Origin of the sequence: Novosphingobium resinovorum (assembly GCF_001742225.1) — a bacterium.
GTDB classification, from domain to species: Bacteria; Pseudomonadota; Alphaproteobacteria; order Sphingomonadales; family Sphingomonadaceae; genus Novosphingobium; species Novosphingobium resinovorum_A.
Map to the genome: position 1 here is coordinate 66,271 of NZ_CP017075.1, position 16,153 is coordinate 82,423.

Below are 16,153 nucleotides of genomic sequence, written 5' to 3' on the forward strand. Positions count from 1 at the left end.
CTCAGAGCGTCTTGAGGTATTCGACCAGTGCCCGCTTGTCCTCGTCGGACAGGACAGGCTCGCGGCCGAAATCGCGCTCGTCGCGGGTGCGCTGATAGCGGTTGAACTCCTCGGTGCCGAAGTAGTGGCCGCGATTGACCACGAAGTCGGGGCACTTGTTGAGCGCCATCAACGGTCCCCGCAGTGAGGCGAAGTGAGTGCGCACGGCCGCGTCGTCGGCCCCGCGCGGCAGGGTCAGCAGGCCCTTCTTGAGCTGTGCCAGCAGCACGACGAGGTCGCGGTAATGGCGCGCGATGGTGGCCGGATCGCGGCTTTCCGCCAGCGGCTGGAGCGAGGCGAGCAGGTTCACGGGCATTCCCTTGGGGATCGGCCCCAGTTCGATGTCGCCGTCCGCGTTCTCCAGCGAGCGCAGGGCCTTGCGCGCCTGTTCGTCCAGCGGACCCGGGGCGTCGGGGATGAACGAGGAGGGCACGTAGAGTTTGCTGCGCGTCGTCGTGCGGTCGACCATGCCCCAGGCGCCGGGCAGCATCGCGTCGCGTTCCCGAAGGTTCGGCCAGAGCATCTTGGCGATGCCGTCGTCGAACGCCGCCATGCGTCCCGCCACGGACGGATCGCCGTTGAACGTGCCGACCGTGTTGGCCAGCAGGAACGGCGCGGTCGACCACAGCGAGACCAGCGAGGGCACGCGCGTATAGCCGCGTCCTCCGGCGGGCATGCGATAGGCGCGGGCCTCTCCGGTGAAGGGGTCCTGATAGGCGACGGTGCCGACCGAGGGCAGGACCTTGTAGCTTTCGGACGAGAAGTTGTCCCAGATGTTCCCGCGCAGGGCATTGGTCGCCAGCGGGCTGCACAAGTTGGTGCGCAGCAGCGTCACCGGGATGCGCGCATCGGTGCTGAAGTAGTTGCCCTGCCGGAAGTCCGGCCGCGCGACGAGGGCGCGCATCCTGCCCTTGAAGTCCTCGCTCTGGGTCCAGCGCCACCATGCCTTGAAGCGCGTCAGGTAGTCGGGGCCGATGGCATCGACCAGCGAAGCGCCTGCGGGCGCGTCGGGCTGCTTGCTGGAGTGGCAGCGCGCGCAGGTATTGGCGAAAGCCATCGCGCCGCGCTGGAGCACTTGCGGGCTCGCCTTGAGGTAGCCCGCACCGCCGGGCGCATTGGCCAGAGGATCGGGCCGCGCGGCCTTGAGGAAGAACAGCGCGGTAAGCGGCGTCCCCGCCTCCGTCGCGCGCCAGTAGGCGGAGTTGCGGCGGGCGGTGGCGATCTCGATCGGGCTGATGATCTTGCCGCCGACAACCGGGTTGAAGTGCGTCAGCCACTCTTCCGAGAACAGCCCGATGTTGAGATAGACGCGGTTCAGAGCCCCCAGCGCGCCCACCGCGTCGGCGCCGTCCTTGAGGACGTGCGGCGTCCAGACCGTCGCAGGCTTCTCGAAATACTGCGTGAGCGGGCCGGAATCGAGGATGTCGTTGAACTGGACGTTCTTCGTGCTGCCGCCCGCCAGCGTTTCGCGCCCGAACTTGCGCGCGGCGCCGAGCCGGTCGCCGAGCAGGTAGACCGCGTTCATCGTGCGCGGGTTGTTGATGTTGTCGGTGGAAACCAGCGAGGTGTCCATCGCGCCAGGCCGGTACGTCGAGACGAGCTGGTACATGTAGTTCGACGGGTCGGCCTTCCACATGAACAGTCGGTCCACCCACATGTACTGCGCGCCGACCGTGGAGTTGAGGTTGGCGAAGGCGGGTTTCTCGGGATCGGCGGGCGGGCGCGTCGGGCTGGGGCCGAGGTGGCAGAACCCGCAACTCATGCCCACGCGGTAGGGGCGCACCAGCCTGGGATCGTTGTAGTAGCGCGCGTCGCTGTAATAGCGCTTCGCGTCCCAGCGGGCCTTCGCCTTCTCGTCGAAGTCCGGATTGGGGAACAGGCGCAGGCCGAGGATGCCCGAGGGCTCGCCGAAGTAGGAGCCGACCGGCACCGTCGTCCCGCGCGCCCCGATGCGGATGCCGGGGTACTTCTTTTCATTCGCGAAGGGATCGGGTGCGCAGCCCGGATCGCGCGTGTCTCGCCAGAGGCCGTAGCCGTCCGGATTCGTCGGCGCGGAAAAGCAGGGTTCGTTGACAAGGCCCATGACCTTCCAGCGCGTCGGCCGGGCATTGGGGCTGCCGGGCGGCGGGGCGACGATCTTGAGCAGGTCGAAGCCGCCCAGCGTCGGCTTGCTCATGGTGTCCCAGAAGCGGTCATTGCCGCCGCTCCACACCAGCCACATGTTGCGGCCCTTCACTTCGTCGGGGGTGAGGGTAACGCCGTCGTCCATTTCGTGGAAGTAGTCTTCGTCCGCCTGGACGAGCGTGTCGTCGCGTACGCCGACTTTCTGCGCCTCGTCCTTCGGCCCGCCGTGACAGGCGGCCAACGCCGCGAGCGATCCGCTCAGGAGTATTCCTCTGGCGATCACCATGCTCCCCCCTCTCGACAGCACCTTGCCTGACTATGCCCTTCAAGGAGGCTCCCGTTTCGCAGGGCGGTCAAGTGACGATATTTGTAATGGAAGAAGACGATGGTTTCCGGATTGCCGAAGTTCACCAATAGTCGTCATGATATTCAACGGCTTGTAGAGTTAACGGTGTTCGGTGAAGTTAAGCGGTCCTGTTTGATGGCATGTATCGTCATGATTTGGGGGCTTGCGGCGTCCGGTAAATAGTGTTCGTGAAAAGCGCCGGTAAATACGGCGGATTTGGGACAATGCTGCGCCCCTGAGGTAAATGCTTAAGGGCGTCTTCGGATAGGGGCATGCCGGTGGCCGGATGGTTTCGCCTTGCAGGTTCGTCGCGGCGCGGGATCGGCTGACGTGGCCGGCGTCGCATCCCTGCCGGGCGTCCGCTCGCTCGCTGTGCTGTTGTCGACAACGATCGCGGTGGTGCTGTTCTTCGGACTGCTGCTGATCCAGGCGCGCTCGGACCTCGTGCTGCGGCGGCAACAGGCGGACTTCGGCGAAGTGGCGCGCATGGCCAGCCTGTTCCGGGACCTTGGCGACATGGTGACCCGGCGCGCCTCGCAGGATGGACAGCGCGACGGTTCGAATCTCGACAGTTCGAGCGACCGCTTCCAGGTGCGCTACGCGGCGCAGGACCGGTGCCGCGCGATGCCGACCGCGCCGACGAAGCTGCGCCTGACCCTCGACGGTTTCCAGGCGCGTGACCGCAAGCCGGTGATGTCGGCCTTCGCGACCGAGGACGGCGAGCCTTTCTGTGCGCAGAGTTCTGCGCAGTCGGTGATCCAGGCCCCGGTAATTCCGGGGCGCAGCGAGCAGACGCGGGCGCGCGAACTGGCGATCACCGGGCCGGACGGCGAAGTCCTGCTCGTGCTGCGCGGGGACTGGCCCCAGCGCATCGAGCCGCCCGCAGCGAAGGACAAGGCCGCGCTCGAAGGCGGCGCGGTGCCCGCGCCCGACACTTCGGGCAAGACCCCGAAGATCGAGATCGGCGGGCGGGAGCGGCTGGTTTACCAATGGCCGCTCGACCTTGGACGGCCGGTGACGATCCAGCGGGAGGAAGGCCCCTATGTCTGCGCGCCGCGCCGGTGCCTGCTCAGCGCTCTGGGCGATCCGCCGAGCGCAGGGGCGGTGCTCAACAATCTGAGCCCCTTCACCAAGGCGGCGTTCGGATTCTCGGTGGTCGTGCTGCTGCTGCTGATCCCGCTGATCAAGCTGGCCTCGATCGACCACAATGCCTCGCTCGGCTGGATGGACGTCGTCGGCATCATCGCCGCGGTGCCGCTGATGGTGGCGACGCTGGTGACGGCCTGCGCGGTGATCGCGTTCTGGGGCGACCTCAGGCGTGACAACGACACGATGGCGCAGGGCCTCGCCGCCGCCATCGCGCAGGACGTCGACCGCGAAGTGGGCTTCAGTCTCGGCGCGATCGAGCGGGATACCAGGGCCGTATGGGGGGATGGCTGGGCCTCGTCGCAGCAATCGGGCGCAGGGGCGGCGTCGTCGCCGTGGCAGACTTACCCGGCGCCATTGCCGCTGGCCGCGCTGCAGTTGCGCAGCATGGTCGGCAGCACGATCATCGACCAGTTGCCGACGAAGGACCGCCCGCTCGCCGACATTCGCGAGCGCCGCTACTTCGGCCGCCTGCGCGCCGGGGAGGTGATCCCCTGCACCGGACGCCAAGGGGAGACGCGCGCTGACGGCGGCTTCGGCTGCGGGAAGGGCCAAGCCTACACGATCGACCAGGTGCCTGCGGCGGCCAACGGCGACGCGCGCATGGTGGTCCTGCTGACCCGCGCGGGAGCCGCGAACCTCGTGATGTCGGGAAAGCCGCCCGCCGCGACACTGGCGGTGCCGGTGCCCGAGGGCTTCGGCTATGCGGTGATCGATCCCGCCAGCCTGGAAGTGCTGCAGCATTCCGATCCGGCGCGCGCGCATAACGAGACGTTCGGCAGCCAGCTTGACGCCGTCGATACGCTGTCGCGCATCGCGGGATCGGTCGACGAGCGCTGCGGGCTTGCCGATGCTGCGCAGCAAGGCCGGGCGACGGAGCCCACGGCAGGTGCTCCGTTCGATGCGCGCTACGGCGGCAAGCGGGTACGCATGTCGATCGGCGTTGCCTGCTCGGCGCACTGGCTGGTGGCGACATGGTACGACCGCTCGAAGCTGCAAAGGGCGGCGCTCGATCCGGCTTTCGTCGCGGGGGTCACGATGCTCTGCGTCGGGCTGGTGCTGGCGGCGGGGCTGGGCGTGATGGCCTCGACCGACCCGCGGTCGCTGCTGCGCAAGCTCTGGCCTGATCCCGAGCCGTTCCACAGCGCCGAGGCCGACCAGTGGTATCTGCGCGGCATGTCGGCGCAGCTGGCGGTGGTGGTGCTGATGGCGGCCGGGCTGCTGCTGGCGCGGGGCGACGCGGCGTTCCTGCATGCCGCGCTGGGGCTGTTCCTGCTGCTGATCCTGCTGGCGCGCAAGGATGCCGACCATAGCTGGGGCACTCTGCCGGTTGGCTGGGGCAAGGTCGCGACTGTGTTCTACGCCGCGCTCGGCATCTATGCGAGCGTGGTGCTGGCCTGCTGCCTTGGCGCGAACTGGCGGGCCTTCGCTTATCCGGTGCTGCTGGTGGCGATGTGGATAGTCGCGGCGCTGGACTGGTTTTCGCTGCGCAAAATCGACGTCAGATTGCCGGCGTGGATGGAGCGGATGCGCGCGGCGCCTGCCGGCTTCGTGCCGCCTTCCGTCATGCGCCGCGTCAACCGCGTGCTGCGCCATCAGCTGGTGACGATCTACTTGCTGGCGGTCATCCCCGCACTCGCTGCGTGCTGCGCGGGGGCGGGGCAGTTGCGCGCCGACCGCTCGCTGTCCGATGCCTGGGTGCTGCAGCAATCGCGCACGCAAATCGCCGATGACATCGCGCAAATGCGGCCCTTCTACGACAGCGCCCCCAAGGCGAAGACGCCCGCGCCCGCCGATCTGTCCGCCCGCAAGCTCGTCGCCGATCATGCCGCCGCCGAGCCCGGTGCGCCTTCGCAGATGGCCGCCGCGATCATGCAGCTGTGGACCGACGATCCGGTCCGTTTCGACCATCCGCTCGACCCTCGCCTCGGCGTGCTGGCCGACTACGCGCGCTGGGCGCAGGCGCGCACCGGCATCTCGCTCGTCACCATGCCGCGCAGCCCGGGGCTGGTGGTGCTGCGCGACTGGCTGCTGGCGGTCGGCGCCATGGGCGTGGCGACGTTCCTGACCTGGCGCCTGCTGGTGCTGGCGGCGCAGAACCTGTTCGGCCTGCAGCATTTCGGCTTCCGCGCGCTCCATCCGCGCCACACGCCCGAGCAGATCCGCACCAAGTCCACCCGCCCGATCAAGGCCGTCTTCATCAACTATCCCACGCGGGAATTCCGCAAGCTGCAGAACTCGCTCGACACGCGCGACCGGCTGGAGATGTTCGACCTTGCGCTCGAACGCGGCAAGCTGGGCGAGAAGAGCATGGCGCTGCTCACCGCCAAGTCGTGGATCGTCACCGGCTTCGAAAGCATCGTCGCCAACCGCGATCTGCGCGTGAAGACGCTGGCACTGCTGGAGCAGTTGACCGCGCGGCCCGAGGTCAACGTCTACTTCTTCGTTCAGACGATGCCGCTGGTCCGGCTGCGGCAGGCGCGCGACCGCGAGAAGCGCGAGGCCGAGGTGGCGGGCAGCGCCGGGATCATGAACGAAAGCGAGTCCTACCGCTGGGCCGAGCTGTTCTCCGAATTCATCACGTATACCTGGACCGAGACGCTGGCCGAACCCGCGCCGCTCGAGCCTGAGCCCGATCCGCCGCGCGGCGGCGCCAATCTGGAGCGGCTGCTGGAACTGATCGACGACCCGGTCAACCGTGCCTCGGTGCGGCGCTGGGCGGCGCGCAATCCGGCGGTGGCGGAGGCGATCGCCAGCGAGATGATCCAGGTGCCGTCCGACCGCATCCAGGACCAGATCCGCTCGTTCGGCATATCGATCGACGACATGACCGCGCCTATGCCTCCGGGAGAATTGGGCGTGCTCAACGATCTCAACGACGTCTACCGTGAGCAGATCCACGAATACATGGCGAACTTCCTCGGCGATTATTATCAGGGCGAATGGGTGCGCTCGAGCAAGGAGGAGCATCTGACGCTGCACCATCTGGCGCACGGCAAGTTCATCAACACCAGCAACTTCCCGGTGCTCAACAGCCTGCTGACGCGGCGGCTGGTCAAGACCGATCCCAACTTCCGGCTGATGAACGAGAGCTTCGGCCACTGGATACGCACGCTGGAGCAGCCCGAGTGGTTCCACCAGTTCCGGCAAGACGCGCAGCGCGGCGGGGCGTGGAACGTGCTGCGCGTGCCGCTGCTGCTGCTGGTCGCGGCGGGGTCGGTACTCATCACCTTCCTCGATCACGAGGGCTCCGGCTCACTGCTGACCCTGCTTCCCGGCGTCGTCGCGACGATGCCGATGCTGCTGTCCCGTTTCACCCGGCCGCTACAGGCCAATGCCTAGGAGGATGCTCATGGCCGCTGCGCAGAAGGACTGGCTCGCGATCGAGTGGGTCGGCAATGTCCCGGTCAAGGAACTGACCGAGCAGTTGAAGGCTTCGGCCGCGCTCAGCCAGCGCTTCCACTACCTGCTGTTTCCCGACGGATCGATCCGCGCCAACCGCAGGCTGGAGCCCGGGCAGCCGGTCGAACTGCTGGTGCTGCGCGAGGGCGCGGAGCCGGGCGCGGAGCAACTGGAGCGGATCGCGGCCTTGCGGGATTACTTCGCGGCGTGGAACGCGGCCGAGGACAAGGCGAGTGTCGTGGCACCGGACTGGCTGCCCTTGGCCGGGGAAGCGCCCGAGGCCAGGACACGCGGTGGCGACACCGTGGCGGTGTCGCCCTGGCCGGTCTTCGTCGATCCCGGCCCGTTCACCGGCGCGCCCGAGCAGCTGCGCGAACTGGCGCTCCATGTCGTGAACTTGCGCAAGGGCGTGCTTTCTGACGACGGAATCATGGCGACGCACGAGACGGATCTCGACCGGCTCGTCAGCGCCATCGTCGACAAGGCGAAGCAGGGCTACAGGCTGATGCTCTACGCCCACGGCGGGCTGACCGACGAGCGCAGCGGCCTCGCGGCGGCATGGGCCTATCACCGCTGGTGGATGGCGCACGGCATCTACCCTGTCTTCTTCATCTGGGAGACCGGCGGGCTGGAGACCTTCTGGCAGATCGTCGAGGGCGACCGGCGCAAGGGCCGCTCCCTCTCGCGCGACATCTACGATTATACCACCGACCCGGCGGTGGAGCTGATCGGCGGCAAGGTCGGCACCTTGCTGTGGGACGCCATGAAGGACAGCGCCCGCCGCTCCAGCGACACCGGGGGCGGCGCGCGCCTCTTCGCAGAGAAGCTGGCGGCGGCATGGAAGGAGCCGAGTGCGATCTTCGCGCTGGGGCACAGTGCGGGCTCGATCTTCCATGCGTACTTCCTGCCGGTGCTTTGCGCCGACAAGCTGCGGGTGAAGCAGATGCACCTGCTGGCCCCGGCAATCACCAACGACCTGTTCGCGCAGACGCTCGGCAGCCTGATCGGCAAGAAGAAGATCGAGGAGGCGAGCCTCTTCGCGATGACGCGCGAAGCGGAGCGGGCGGACAACTGTGCCAATATCTACCGCAAGTCGCTGCTCTACCTCGTCAGCCGCGCGTTCGAGCCGAAGAAGGAGACGCCGATCCTGGGCATGGAAGACTTCATCCGCACCGACCCGGAGGTGAAGCGGGCTTTCCGCGACGCGGTGATCCTGTCTCCCACCGCGCCTGCCGCGAAGCCGACGATGGCCTCGGGCTCGCGCTCGCACGGCGGGTTCGACAACGACGTGGCGACGCTCGAGAACGTGCTGCGGCGGATGCTGGGGCTGGGCGATGCGGGCGTGGTCAAGCCGCGCTTTCCGGCGGGCGAGCCGCGCGTCGGCCGGGCGATCGTGGCGGCGAACTACTACGGCATGCCGGCGGGGCTGTTCGAGCAGCCTGCCGAGTTCGTGCCCGTCGCACCACCTCCGCCTCAGGCGACGACGCCGGTGCAGCTCGGTGGCCAGAAGATCGCGCTGTGCATCGGCAACGACGCGTTCCCTGAAGGCATGCGCCTCTACGGCTGCGTCAACGATGCGAACACCTGGGCCGATACGTTCCGCCAGCAAGGCTACGCCGCCACTGTGCTTTCCGATGCCGGGGCGGGACAGATCCGCGAGGCGCTGCGCGGGGTTCTCGGCAAAGCGCGCGCCGGGGACAGCGTGATGATCCATATCTCCTCCCACGGCACCCGCGTCCTCGACGTCGACGGGGACGAGTTGCAGGACAAGCAGTTCGCCGATGACAAGGACGAGGCGCTGGTGGCGCTCGACTGGCGTGACGGCGGGCTGATCATCGACGACGAATGGCCCGATCTGATGAAAGTGGCTGACGGCGTGAAGGTCATCCGCTTCCATGACTTCTGCCATTCCGGCCGGTCGAGCCGGATGATGCTCGGCGGGCGCACTGACCGTCGCCCACGCAGCGTCAGCCTGCCCGATGCGATCGCGCTCAAGGCTTACGAGGCGCGCAAAGCCGCGCGCGGAAGCCGGGCAGCGGCGGCCAGCCCTTCCGAGATCTACGGCGCGGACTTGTCCTATGTCACCTTCTGCGCCTGCCTGCCCGAGCAGTCGGCGATGGAGGAGGCTGGCTCGGGCGTATTCACCCGCGCGGCGACGAAGATCCTGCGCGGGCAGGGCGCCGGGATGACCGCGCAGGACGTCTTCGCCGCCATTGCCCGCGAGATGGCGGGCGAGGACCAGAAGCCGCTGCTCGAAGGCTCGGCGCTCTACAGCGCGCAGGCGCTGTTCGGCCTGCCCGCATGACTGACGGCGTGGTCATAACCGTCTCCCCCCGCGTCCTGCGCGAAGTGCGCAGCGCCGAGGACGAGGCGGACGAGCGCAAGCGGGCGAGGGACCGCTGCCCGGCCGCCGATACTGCCCCCGGTATTGGCGCCGAGACCGACATGCCGATGGTGCGCCGGATGCGGATATTCGCCATCGACCCCACCGCCCGCTCCGATCGCGGCGGGGTCGTCACCGTGTCCGAGCCTTACGAGCCGCTGGAGTTCTCAGGCGACGGCAAGACCCTGCGCGGCCGCCGCTTCGCCGTCACGTTGCCGGTCTGGTCGGAGGACAAGCCGCAGTGGCGCTCGGTGCGGACGATCATCGACGCGATGAAGCCCAACAGCATCGTCACCATCGCCGATGCGGGCTATCCGCCTTCGCTGAGCGATCCGCGTTTCATCGCGCAGATGGTCTATGCCACCGCCTCGCAGCTTTACGGCACCTTCCGCAAGGCGCTGGGGCGCGAGATCGTGCTTGGCCTCATGCACGATCCGGCGACCGGCGAATGGACCCGCGCCGATCGCTTCCACTTGTCGCCCTGGGAGACCGAGGAGGCGCAGGCGTGGTTCGACCCGGCGCGCGCCTGCGTCGTCTTCGGCTACTACAAGGCGCGCAGCGACACGGTGGGCTATCCCCCCGGCAGCCGGGTGTTCACCGCGCTGTCGCACGACGTCATCGTCCACGAGATGACGCACGCCTTGCTGGACGCGGTGAAGCCCGAGTTCATGACCGCCACCCACCGCGACGTCCTCGCCTTCCACGAGGCTTTCGCCGACCTCGTGGCGATCTTCCAGCGCTATTCCTACGGCGAACTCGTTGCCGCCCAGATCACCGAGGCGCGCGGCGACATAGAGCGGCTGGGCGTGCTCGGATCGCTGGCCCGCACGTTCTCCGAGACGGCGGGCGGCGGCGCGACGCTGCGCCCGCTGATCGGCGACCTGCTGTATGACAGCCCGGAGATCGGCGACGAGCCGCACCAGCTTGGCAACGTGCTGGTGCAGGCGGTCTACCGCGCGTTCCAGAAAGTCGCCGGCGCGCGGATCGAGGGGCTGATTGCCATCGCCACCAACGGCAGCGGCATCCTCCCGCGCGGCGCCCTGTCGCCCGCGCTGGCGCAGGAGATCGCCGCGCGGCTGGGCAAGACGGCGCAGATGTTCCAGTCGATGCTGATCCGCGCGCTGGACTATGCGCCGCCGTTCGGCATCACCTTCTTCACTTTCCTGCGTGCGGTGATCTCGGCCGACATGCGCCTCGTGCCGGTGGATGACGAGAACATCCGCGTCGCGTGGATGGAAGCGTTCCGTCACCACCGCATCTTCCCGAGCGACGGGCTGCATTATGCCGAGGAACAGCTGGCGTGGCCCCTGCCGGAGAACACGCCGGAGGATGTGGCGGCCTTCGATCTCGCCATGCTGAGCTTCGCGCAGACCGCGTTCCAGGGCAATCCGGGCGACCTGCTGTCGCTCGACATCGCCGCGATTCAGGCGGCGCGCGTCGCCGCGCATATGAACGGCGAGGAAGCAGCGGCGTGGCAGGCGCTGCTGGGCCTCGAAGGCGCGGGCAGCGAGACTCGCGCCGACATCGTCGGCTTGCGCAGCTTCGCAAGGCCCGGCCCCGGCGGCATGACCGAGTTCGGCACCGTGCTCGAAGTCGTCTGCCGCAGCTTCACCGATCGGGACGCCAGCGGTTTCATGGGCGCCACCGGGGCCAGCCTGGTCTACGACAGCGCCGGGCGGCTCATGTCCTGCGCGATCGAGCCGCAGCAGGCGGGCGCCGTCATAGGCGGGGGAGGCCGCCGCGAGGACATCGAGGGTTACGCCGTCAGCAAGGAAGGCGCGCGCAGCTGGCTGCTCAAGCAGGGCCGCTGGCAACTGCGCCCCGACGTCGCGCGGGGGCTGTGCATGCGGTGATGCGTTCTGCCTGGAAGGCGGACACGAGGCTGCGATCGGCCGCCAGACGCAGCACCAGATCGGCGCGCTGTGGCATTTCGATGAGGATGTGCCGGGTCAGCCGTTCGTAGTGCTGGACGAAGCGGTCGAGCGCGGCCTCGTCCATGACCTGCGTGCCCTCGGCTTCGCGGGCGCGCAGGGCGTCCTCCTGCTGGCCGCGCCAGCCGCGCACGACCTCGAAGCCCGGCGCGGCGAGCAGCACAAGGCGGTCGATGCGCGCGAAAAGATCGGCGTAGGGACCGGCCAGCGCGGCATTGACGTGACCGCGCCACGTGCCTTGCGGGTCTTCCTCAAGCTCAAGGGCATTGACCGGCACGGCCAGCGCACCGGCGTCCTGCGGGCGAGCGCCCACGCACCAGCCTTCGAAGATCAGCAGGTCGAGATCGGCGGGAACGCCGTCGCCTTGCGGCGCGGGTTCGTCCCGCGCCTTGTCGAAGCGGGGCAGGGTGACGGGCTCTCCCGCGCGGATGGCGTCGATCAGGGCGACACCGCGCGCCGTATCGTGCGTACCGGGAACGCCGCGCGTCGCGAAGAGAGGGTGCACGGTGCGGGCAAGCCGCGCACGCGCGTCCCGGCCGAGGTATAGATCGTCGAGCGAGAGCACCGCCACCCGCCGCCCTTCCGCTTCCAGAGCGGACTTCAGTGCTTCGGCCAGCGTCGATTTGCCCGACCCTTGCGAACCGCACAAGCCGAGGATCAGCGGGCCGTGGCGCGGCGCCTCCAGCCAGTGCCTTGCTGCTCCGGCGACGCGTTCAGCCGACGGGGTCAAGCAAGGGCTCCCCGGCGAAGAAGCGGCCCAGGTTGTCGGCGACTTTCATCCCCATCGCTGTGCGCGCCTCGATCGTGGCGCTGCCGAGGTGCGGCAGGAGCACCACGTTTGGCAAATCGACCAGCGCAGGATGGACGCGCGGCTCCGCCTCGTAGACGTCGAGGCCGGCCGCCGCGATCCGGCGTTCGGCCAGAGCCTCGGCCAGTGCGGCTTCGTCGATCAGGGTGCCGCGCCCGGTGTTCACCAGCACCGCATGGGCGGGCATCCGCGCGAGCAGGGCCGCATCGACCATGTGCCGCGTCTCCGCCCCGCCCGGCGCGTGGAGCGAGAGCATGTCGGCGCGCTCCGCAAGTTCGCCGAGGTCCGCGAAGTATGCGTCGGCGGGCATGTCGGGCGCGGGGCGGCGGCTGTGGTAGGCGATCCGCATGCCGAAGGCCTCGGCGCGCTTCGCGGTCGCCCGCGCGATCCGCCCGAAGCCGACGAGGCCGAGCAGCTTGCCCGAAAGCGACTGGCCGACCAGATGCGTCGGCCGCCAGCCGGTCCAGTGCCCGGCGCGCAGTTCCCGCTCCCCTTCGCCCGCACGGCGGCTGGCCATGAGCAGCAGGGTCATGGCGATGTCGGCGGTGGCCTCGGTCAGCACGTCGGGCGTGTTCGTGACGACAACCCCCGCCTCGCGCGCGGCGGCGATGTCGATGTGTTCGAAGCCCGCGCCATAGTTGCCCACGATCCGCACGCGGCGATCCGGCACGGTCAGGACGGCGCGCGTCACGCGGTCGGTGACGGTGGGGCACAAGGCGTCATGGGTACGCATCGCCTCGGCCAGTTCGGCTTCGGTCAGCGGCGTGTCGGCGGCGTTGAGCGTGACGTCGTAGGACGCGGCAAGGCGGGTCTCTACCGCCTCCGGCCAGCGCCGCGTAAGCAGGATTTTCGGTCTTTGCGAAGTCGCCTGCATGATCCGCGAACCATCCTTGCCCGTTGTCGTCGCCCGTCGTCGTAGGGCGGCTTAGGCGGTCGATGGAGCCGAGGTCAAACCCTACTGTGCGGTCGGCAGCTCTGCCTTGGCATCGCCCAGCAGCACCGATCCGGCCGAGGCCGCGACCACAAGCGCGACGGCCAGCCACTGGACAGGCAGCAGATGCTCGCCCAGCAGGACGGCTCCGGCGAGGGCGCCGACGGCGGGTTCCAGGCTCATCAGCACGCCGAACCGGTTGGCCGGGATCTGCTTGAGCGCGATCATCTCCAGCGAATAGGGTACGGCGCTGGACAGCACGGCGGTGGCCAGCCCGAGGAGGATCAGCGAAGGAGCGAGCAGGGCGCTGCCCGCCTCGACCACGCCGATGGGGACGACGACCACGGCTGCGGTCGCCATGCCCAGGGCCACGGCCTGACCGCCGGGGAGGTGCGTCGTCTTCTTGCCGAACACGATGTAGAGCCCCCAGCACAGCCCCGCCAGCAGCGCGAAGCCGACGCCGACAGGGTCCAGTGCATGGGGCGATGCATGGAGCGGCAGCAGCAGCGCCAGCCCTGCGGCCGCCATGGCGACCATCGCGAACTGCCCGGCACGGCGCGAATAGAGCAGCGAGACGGTCAGCGGCCCGAGGAACTCGATCGCGATGGCGAGGCCGAGCGGGATCGTGCGGATGGCAAGGTAGAAGCTGAGGTTCATAAGTCCCAGCACCGCGCCGTAGCGCATCGTCGCAACCAGGTCCGCACGGGTCAGGGGGGCGCGCCAAGGGCGGAAGAGCAGCAGCAGGATCAGCGCGGAAAAGCCCACGCGGTAAGCGATCGCACCCGTCGCGCCGACCGCCGGAAACAGCTGCTTACCGTAGGACGTGCCCACGCAGAACGCCAGGATCGAGCAGGCAAGCGCGACATAGGGCGCGGCGCGCAGGAGCGGCGAAGGGGGTGAACCGGCGGAGGCGGACAGGGTGTTCATGGCGCCGATATATCCTGCCACATCTGGCGAAGGCTGGCGAATTTCGGCATGAGATGATGGAATTCGTCATCTTGGGAGAAATTGTGGCGGAAACAGTCGATATCGACGCGTTCGACCGGCGAATCATCGCGATCGTCAGGCGCAACAATTTGGCGCCCGCCCGCACGATCGCCGCGCAGGTCGGTCTTTCGGAGAGCGCGGTGCTACGCCGCATGCGCCGGTTGCGGGCGGCCGGGGTGATCGTCGCCGACGTCGCGCTGATCGACCCCGCGCGGCTGGCACCGGCGATCACGATCCATGTGCTGGTGGAACTCAACCAGTCGGGCCTGCGCATGGAGCAGGCCTTCGCGGCAAGGCTGGACCGCTGCCCGGAAGTGATAGGGGCGTGGAACGTGACCGGGCGCACCGACTTCCTGCTGATGGTCAGCGTGCCGACGATCGAGGCCTACCAGCGCTTCGCCGACGACGTGCTCGCCTCCGACGAGAACGTGCGGGATTTCGAGACACTGGTGAGCCTGCGCGAGATCGTGCGGTTCGACCCGTTGCGCGCCGGCCTGCCGCTTTGAGTGCTGCGCTCGCAGTGACGATTTGGGGGAATGCTACCGACCGATTAGGCCGAGGGCGTGGCGGATGAACTTGCTGCGGTCGAGCACCCATTCCGACCCGGCGGGGAGATCGGGGTCCGAGTAGGTCCAGCCCTCGCCCGAGTAGACCCGCTGCAGGTTGCCGCCGGTGCCGAAGGCCAGCGAGACGTAGCGCTGCTGTGCGCGGGGCGCCTCGCTGCCCTCGACGTGCGAGCCGTCGGTGCCGAGCGTGGTGCCCGTCGGTCTGAGCGCGAAGACGTAAGGCTCGGTGCGGAAGCTCTTAACCGAGGTGTTGAGGAAGACTGAGAGATAGACCCGGTCCAGTGCATCGAGCGGCGAAGGCGGCATATGCCAGGCAGGCGAGCCGATCACCGGCCAGGGATAATTGCCCTGCTCGCCGTAGCGGATGTCGCTGCGCAGGTCGACGAGGGCATCGCGCGGGGATTGCGCGGGCTCGACGCGCTCGATGCGCAGCCCGTCTGACCACGTGAACCCGAACGCCGAGGCGTCGATCAGCGGCATCGCCGAAGGCGGCCAGTTCGAAGGCGCCCCTCGCGGCACGTTGGAGACTGTGACGTTCTCGTAGACGCGCAAGTATGCCTTGTCCTTCAGCTGGTGGCCGCTCGCCGAGTTCTCCCAGGCGCGCTGGCCATGGAACTTCGTGTCGCGGAAATGCGAGACGAGGGTGCCGTTGATGTAGGTGGTGTGCTCCTGGTCGGTGTTGGTGCCGACGTTGCCGGCGATGTCGCTGTCTTCGGCGTAGAGCATCGTCTGGCCATTCGGCACGAACAGCGCGTTCTTGCCGCCGTAGATCTTCACGCGGCGCAGGACGGCGGTGAACAGGCCGGGGCGGCGAGTTTCCGTTACTTCCAGATGGAGCGCGCCCTTGGTCTGGATGGCGTCGGGGAAGTCCAGTTCGACGTCGCGCATCTCGAAGTGGACGCGCTGGGCGCCGACGTCGAACAAGCGCAGGTCCACCGTCGCCCAGTCGTAGCTGGTGCGGAACACCGCGCGTTTGCCGGGGATGGAGCTGCGCACGATGTACTGCGTGCCCTCTACCGGGCCGCCGATCTGCGGCAGCGACGGCGCGAAGGGATAGACGCAAGGAGCGCCTTGCGCGTCCTGCGCCTCGTAGACCAGTTCGTAGCCGCCTTCGACCGGGCCGTCCGGGCTGCGGCCCTGATAGACCTCGCGCCCCGCCTTGCGCGAGGCTTCGCACTTGATGCGATAGGTGACGGCAGGCGCGCGCAGGCCGTCCATCGGCATGTAGAACGGATAAAGCCGGTCCCGCTCCTCGGGCGATGCCGGTTCGGCGGCCATGGCGCTGCGCGCGGCCAGCGGTACGGCGGCCGCCGCGACGACCGCCGGCAGCCGCGAGGCGGGCACCGACACGTCCAGCAGCAGCGGCATGGCCATGGCGAGCAGGGATTTGGGACGATGAAGAGGGGGCACTGGAATCTCCGCGCGGCGTGTCGGCACGAAGCGCCTAGCGTAAAAAGGAAAGCAAGATGTGAACGCCCGCCATTCTCCCG

General features: G+C 68.4%; 9 protein-coding genes. 4 read left to right on the top strand and 5 right to left on the bottom strand.

Annotation, left to right across the window (positions count from 1 at the left end):
* Position 1 precedes the first annotated feature (1 nt).
* Entirely contained in the window at positions 2 to 2,449 is a 2,448-nt protein-coding gene (locus BES08_RS00240) for a hypothetical protein (RefSeq protein WP_069707354.1), read from the bottom strand.
* Positions 2,450 to 2,839: 390 nt separating this feature from the next.
* On the opposite strand from BES08_RS00240, the gene BES08_RS00245 reads away from it, so the two are divergent.
* From BES08_RS00245 to BES08_RS00255, 3 genes are read left to right on the top strand one after another with little or no spacing between them, the layout of a single operon-like run.
* Positions 2,840 to 6,997 carry a hypothetical protein gene (locus BES08_RS00245; RefSeq protein WP_069707355.1) on the top strand — a complete coding sequence of 1,386 codons (4,158 nt, stop codon included), beginning with the start codon at positions 2,840 to 2,842 and terminating at the stop codon, positions 6,995 to 6,997.
* 10 nt (positions 6,998 to 7,007) lie between these two features.
* On the top strand, positions 7,008 to 9,362 hold the full coding sequence (locus BES08_RS00250) for a caspase family protein (protein ID WP_197524409.1): 2,355 nt from the start codon (positions 7,008 to 7,010) through the stop codon (positions 9,360 to 9,362).
* On the top strand, positions 9,359 to 11,293 hold the full coding sequence (locus BES08_RS00255) for a gluzincin family metallopeptidase (RefSeq protein WP_069707357.1): 1,935 nt from the start codon (positions 9,359 to 9,361) through the stop codon (positions 11,291 to 11,293). The genes BES08_RS00250 and BES08_RS00255 overlap by 4 nt, the downstream gene beginning before the upstream one ends.
* On the opposite strand, the gene BES08_RS00260 is transcribed toward BES08_RS00255, so the two are convergent.
* The 3 genes from BES08_RS00260 to BES08_RS00270 form a co-directional block, all read right to left on the bottom strand.
* Positions 11,235 to 12,101 carry a kinase gene (locus BES08_RS00260; protein ID WP_069707358.1) on the bottom strand — a complete coding sequence of 289 codons (867 nt, stop codon included), beginning with the start codon at positions 12,099 to 12,101 and terminating at the stop codon, positions 11,235 to 11,237. The two genes, BES08_RS00255 and BES08_RS00260, sit on opposite strands and share 59 nt — an antisense overlap.
* On the bottom strand, positions 12,085 to 13,053 hold the full coding sequence (locus BES08_RS00265; RefSeq protein WP_069707359.1) for a 2-hydroxyacid dehydrogenase: 969 nt from the start codon (positions 13,051 to 13,053) through the stop codon (positions 12,085 to 12,087). Before BES08_RS00265 ends, BES08_RS00260 begins: the two co-directional genes overlap by 17 nt.
* An 81-nt stretch (positions 13,054 to 13,134) precedes the next feature.
* Positions 13,135 to 14,037 carry an EamA family transporter gene (locus BES08_RS00270; protein WP_069707360.1) on the bottom strand — a complete coding sequence of 301 codons (903 nt, stop codon included), beginning with the start codon at positions 14,035 to 14,037 and terminating at the stop codon, positions 13,135 to 13,137.
* A gap of 53 nt (positions 14,038 to 14,090) precedes the next feature.
* Here BES08_RS00270 and BES08_RS00275 point away from each other — a divergent pair, with 53 nt between their 5' ends.
* Positions 14,091 to 14,603, top strand: coding sequence for an Lrp/AsnC family transcriptional regulator (locus BES08_RS00275; protein ID WP_069707361.1), 513 nt, complete (start codon positions 14,091 to 14,093; stop codon positions 14,601 to 14,603).
* 33 nt (positions 14,604 to 14,636) lie between these two features.
* On the opposite strand, the gene BES08_RS00280 is transcribed toward BES08_RS00275, so the two are convergent.
* Positions 14,637 to 16,073, bottom strand: a complete 1,437-nt coding sequence (locus BES08_RS00280) for a hypothetical protein (RefSeq protein WP_156799744.1) — start codon at positions 16,071 to 16,073, stop codon at positions 14,637 to 14,639.
* Between the last annotated feature and the right edge of the window lie 80 nt (positions 16,074 to 16,153).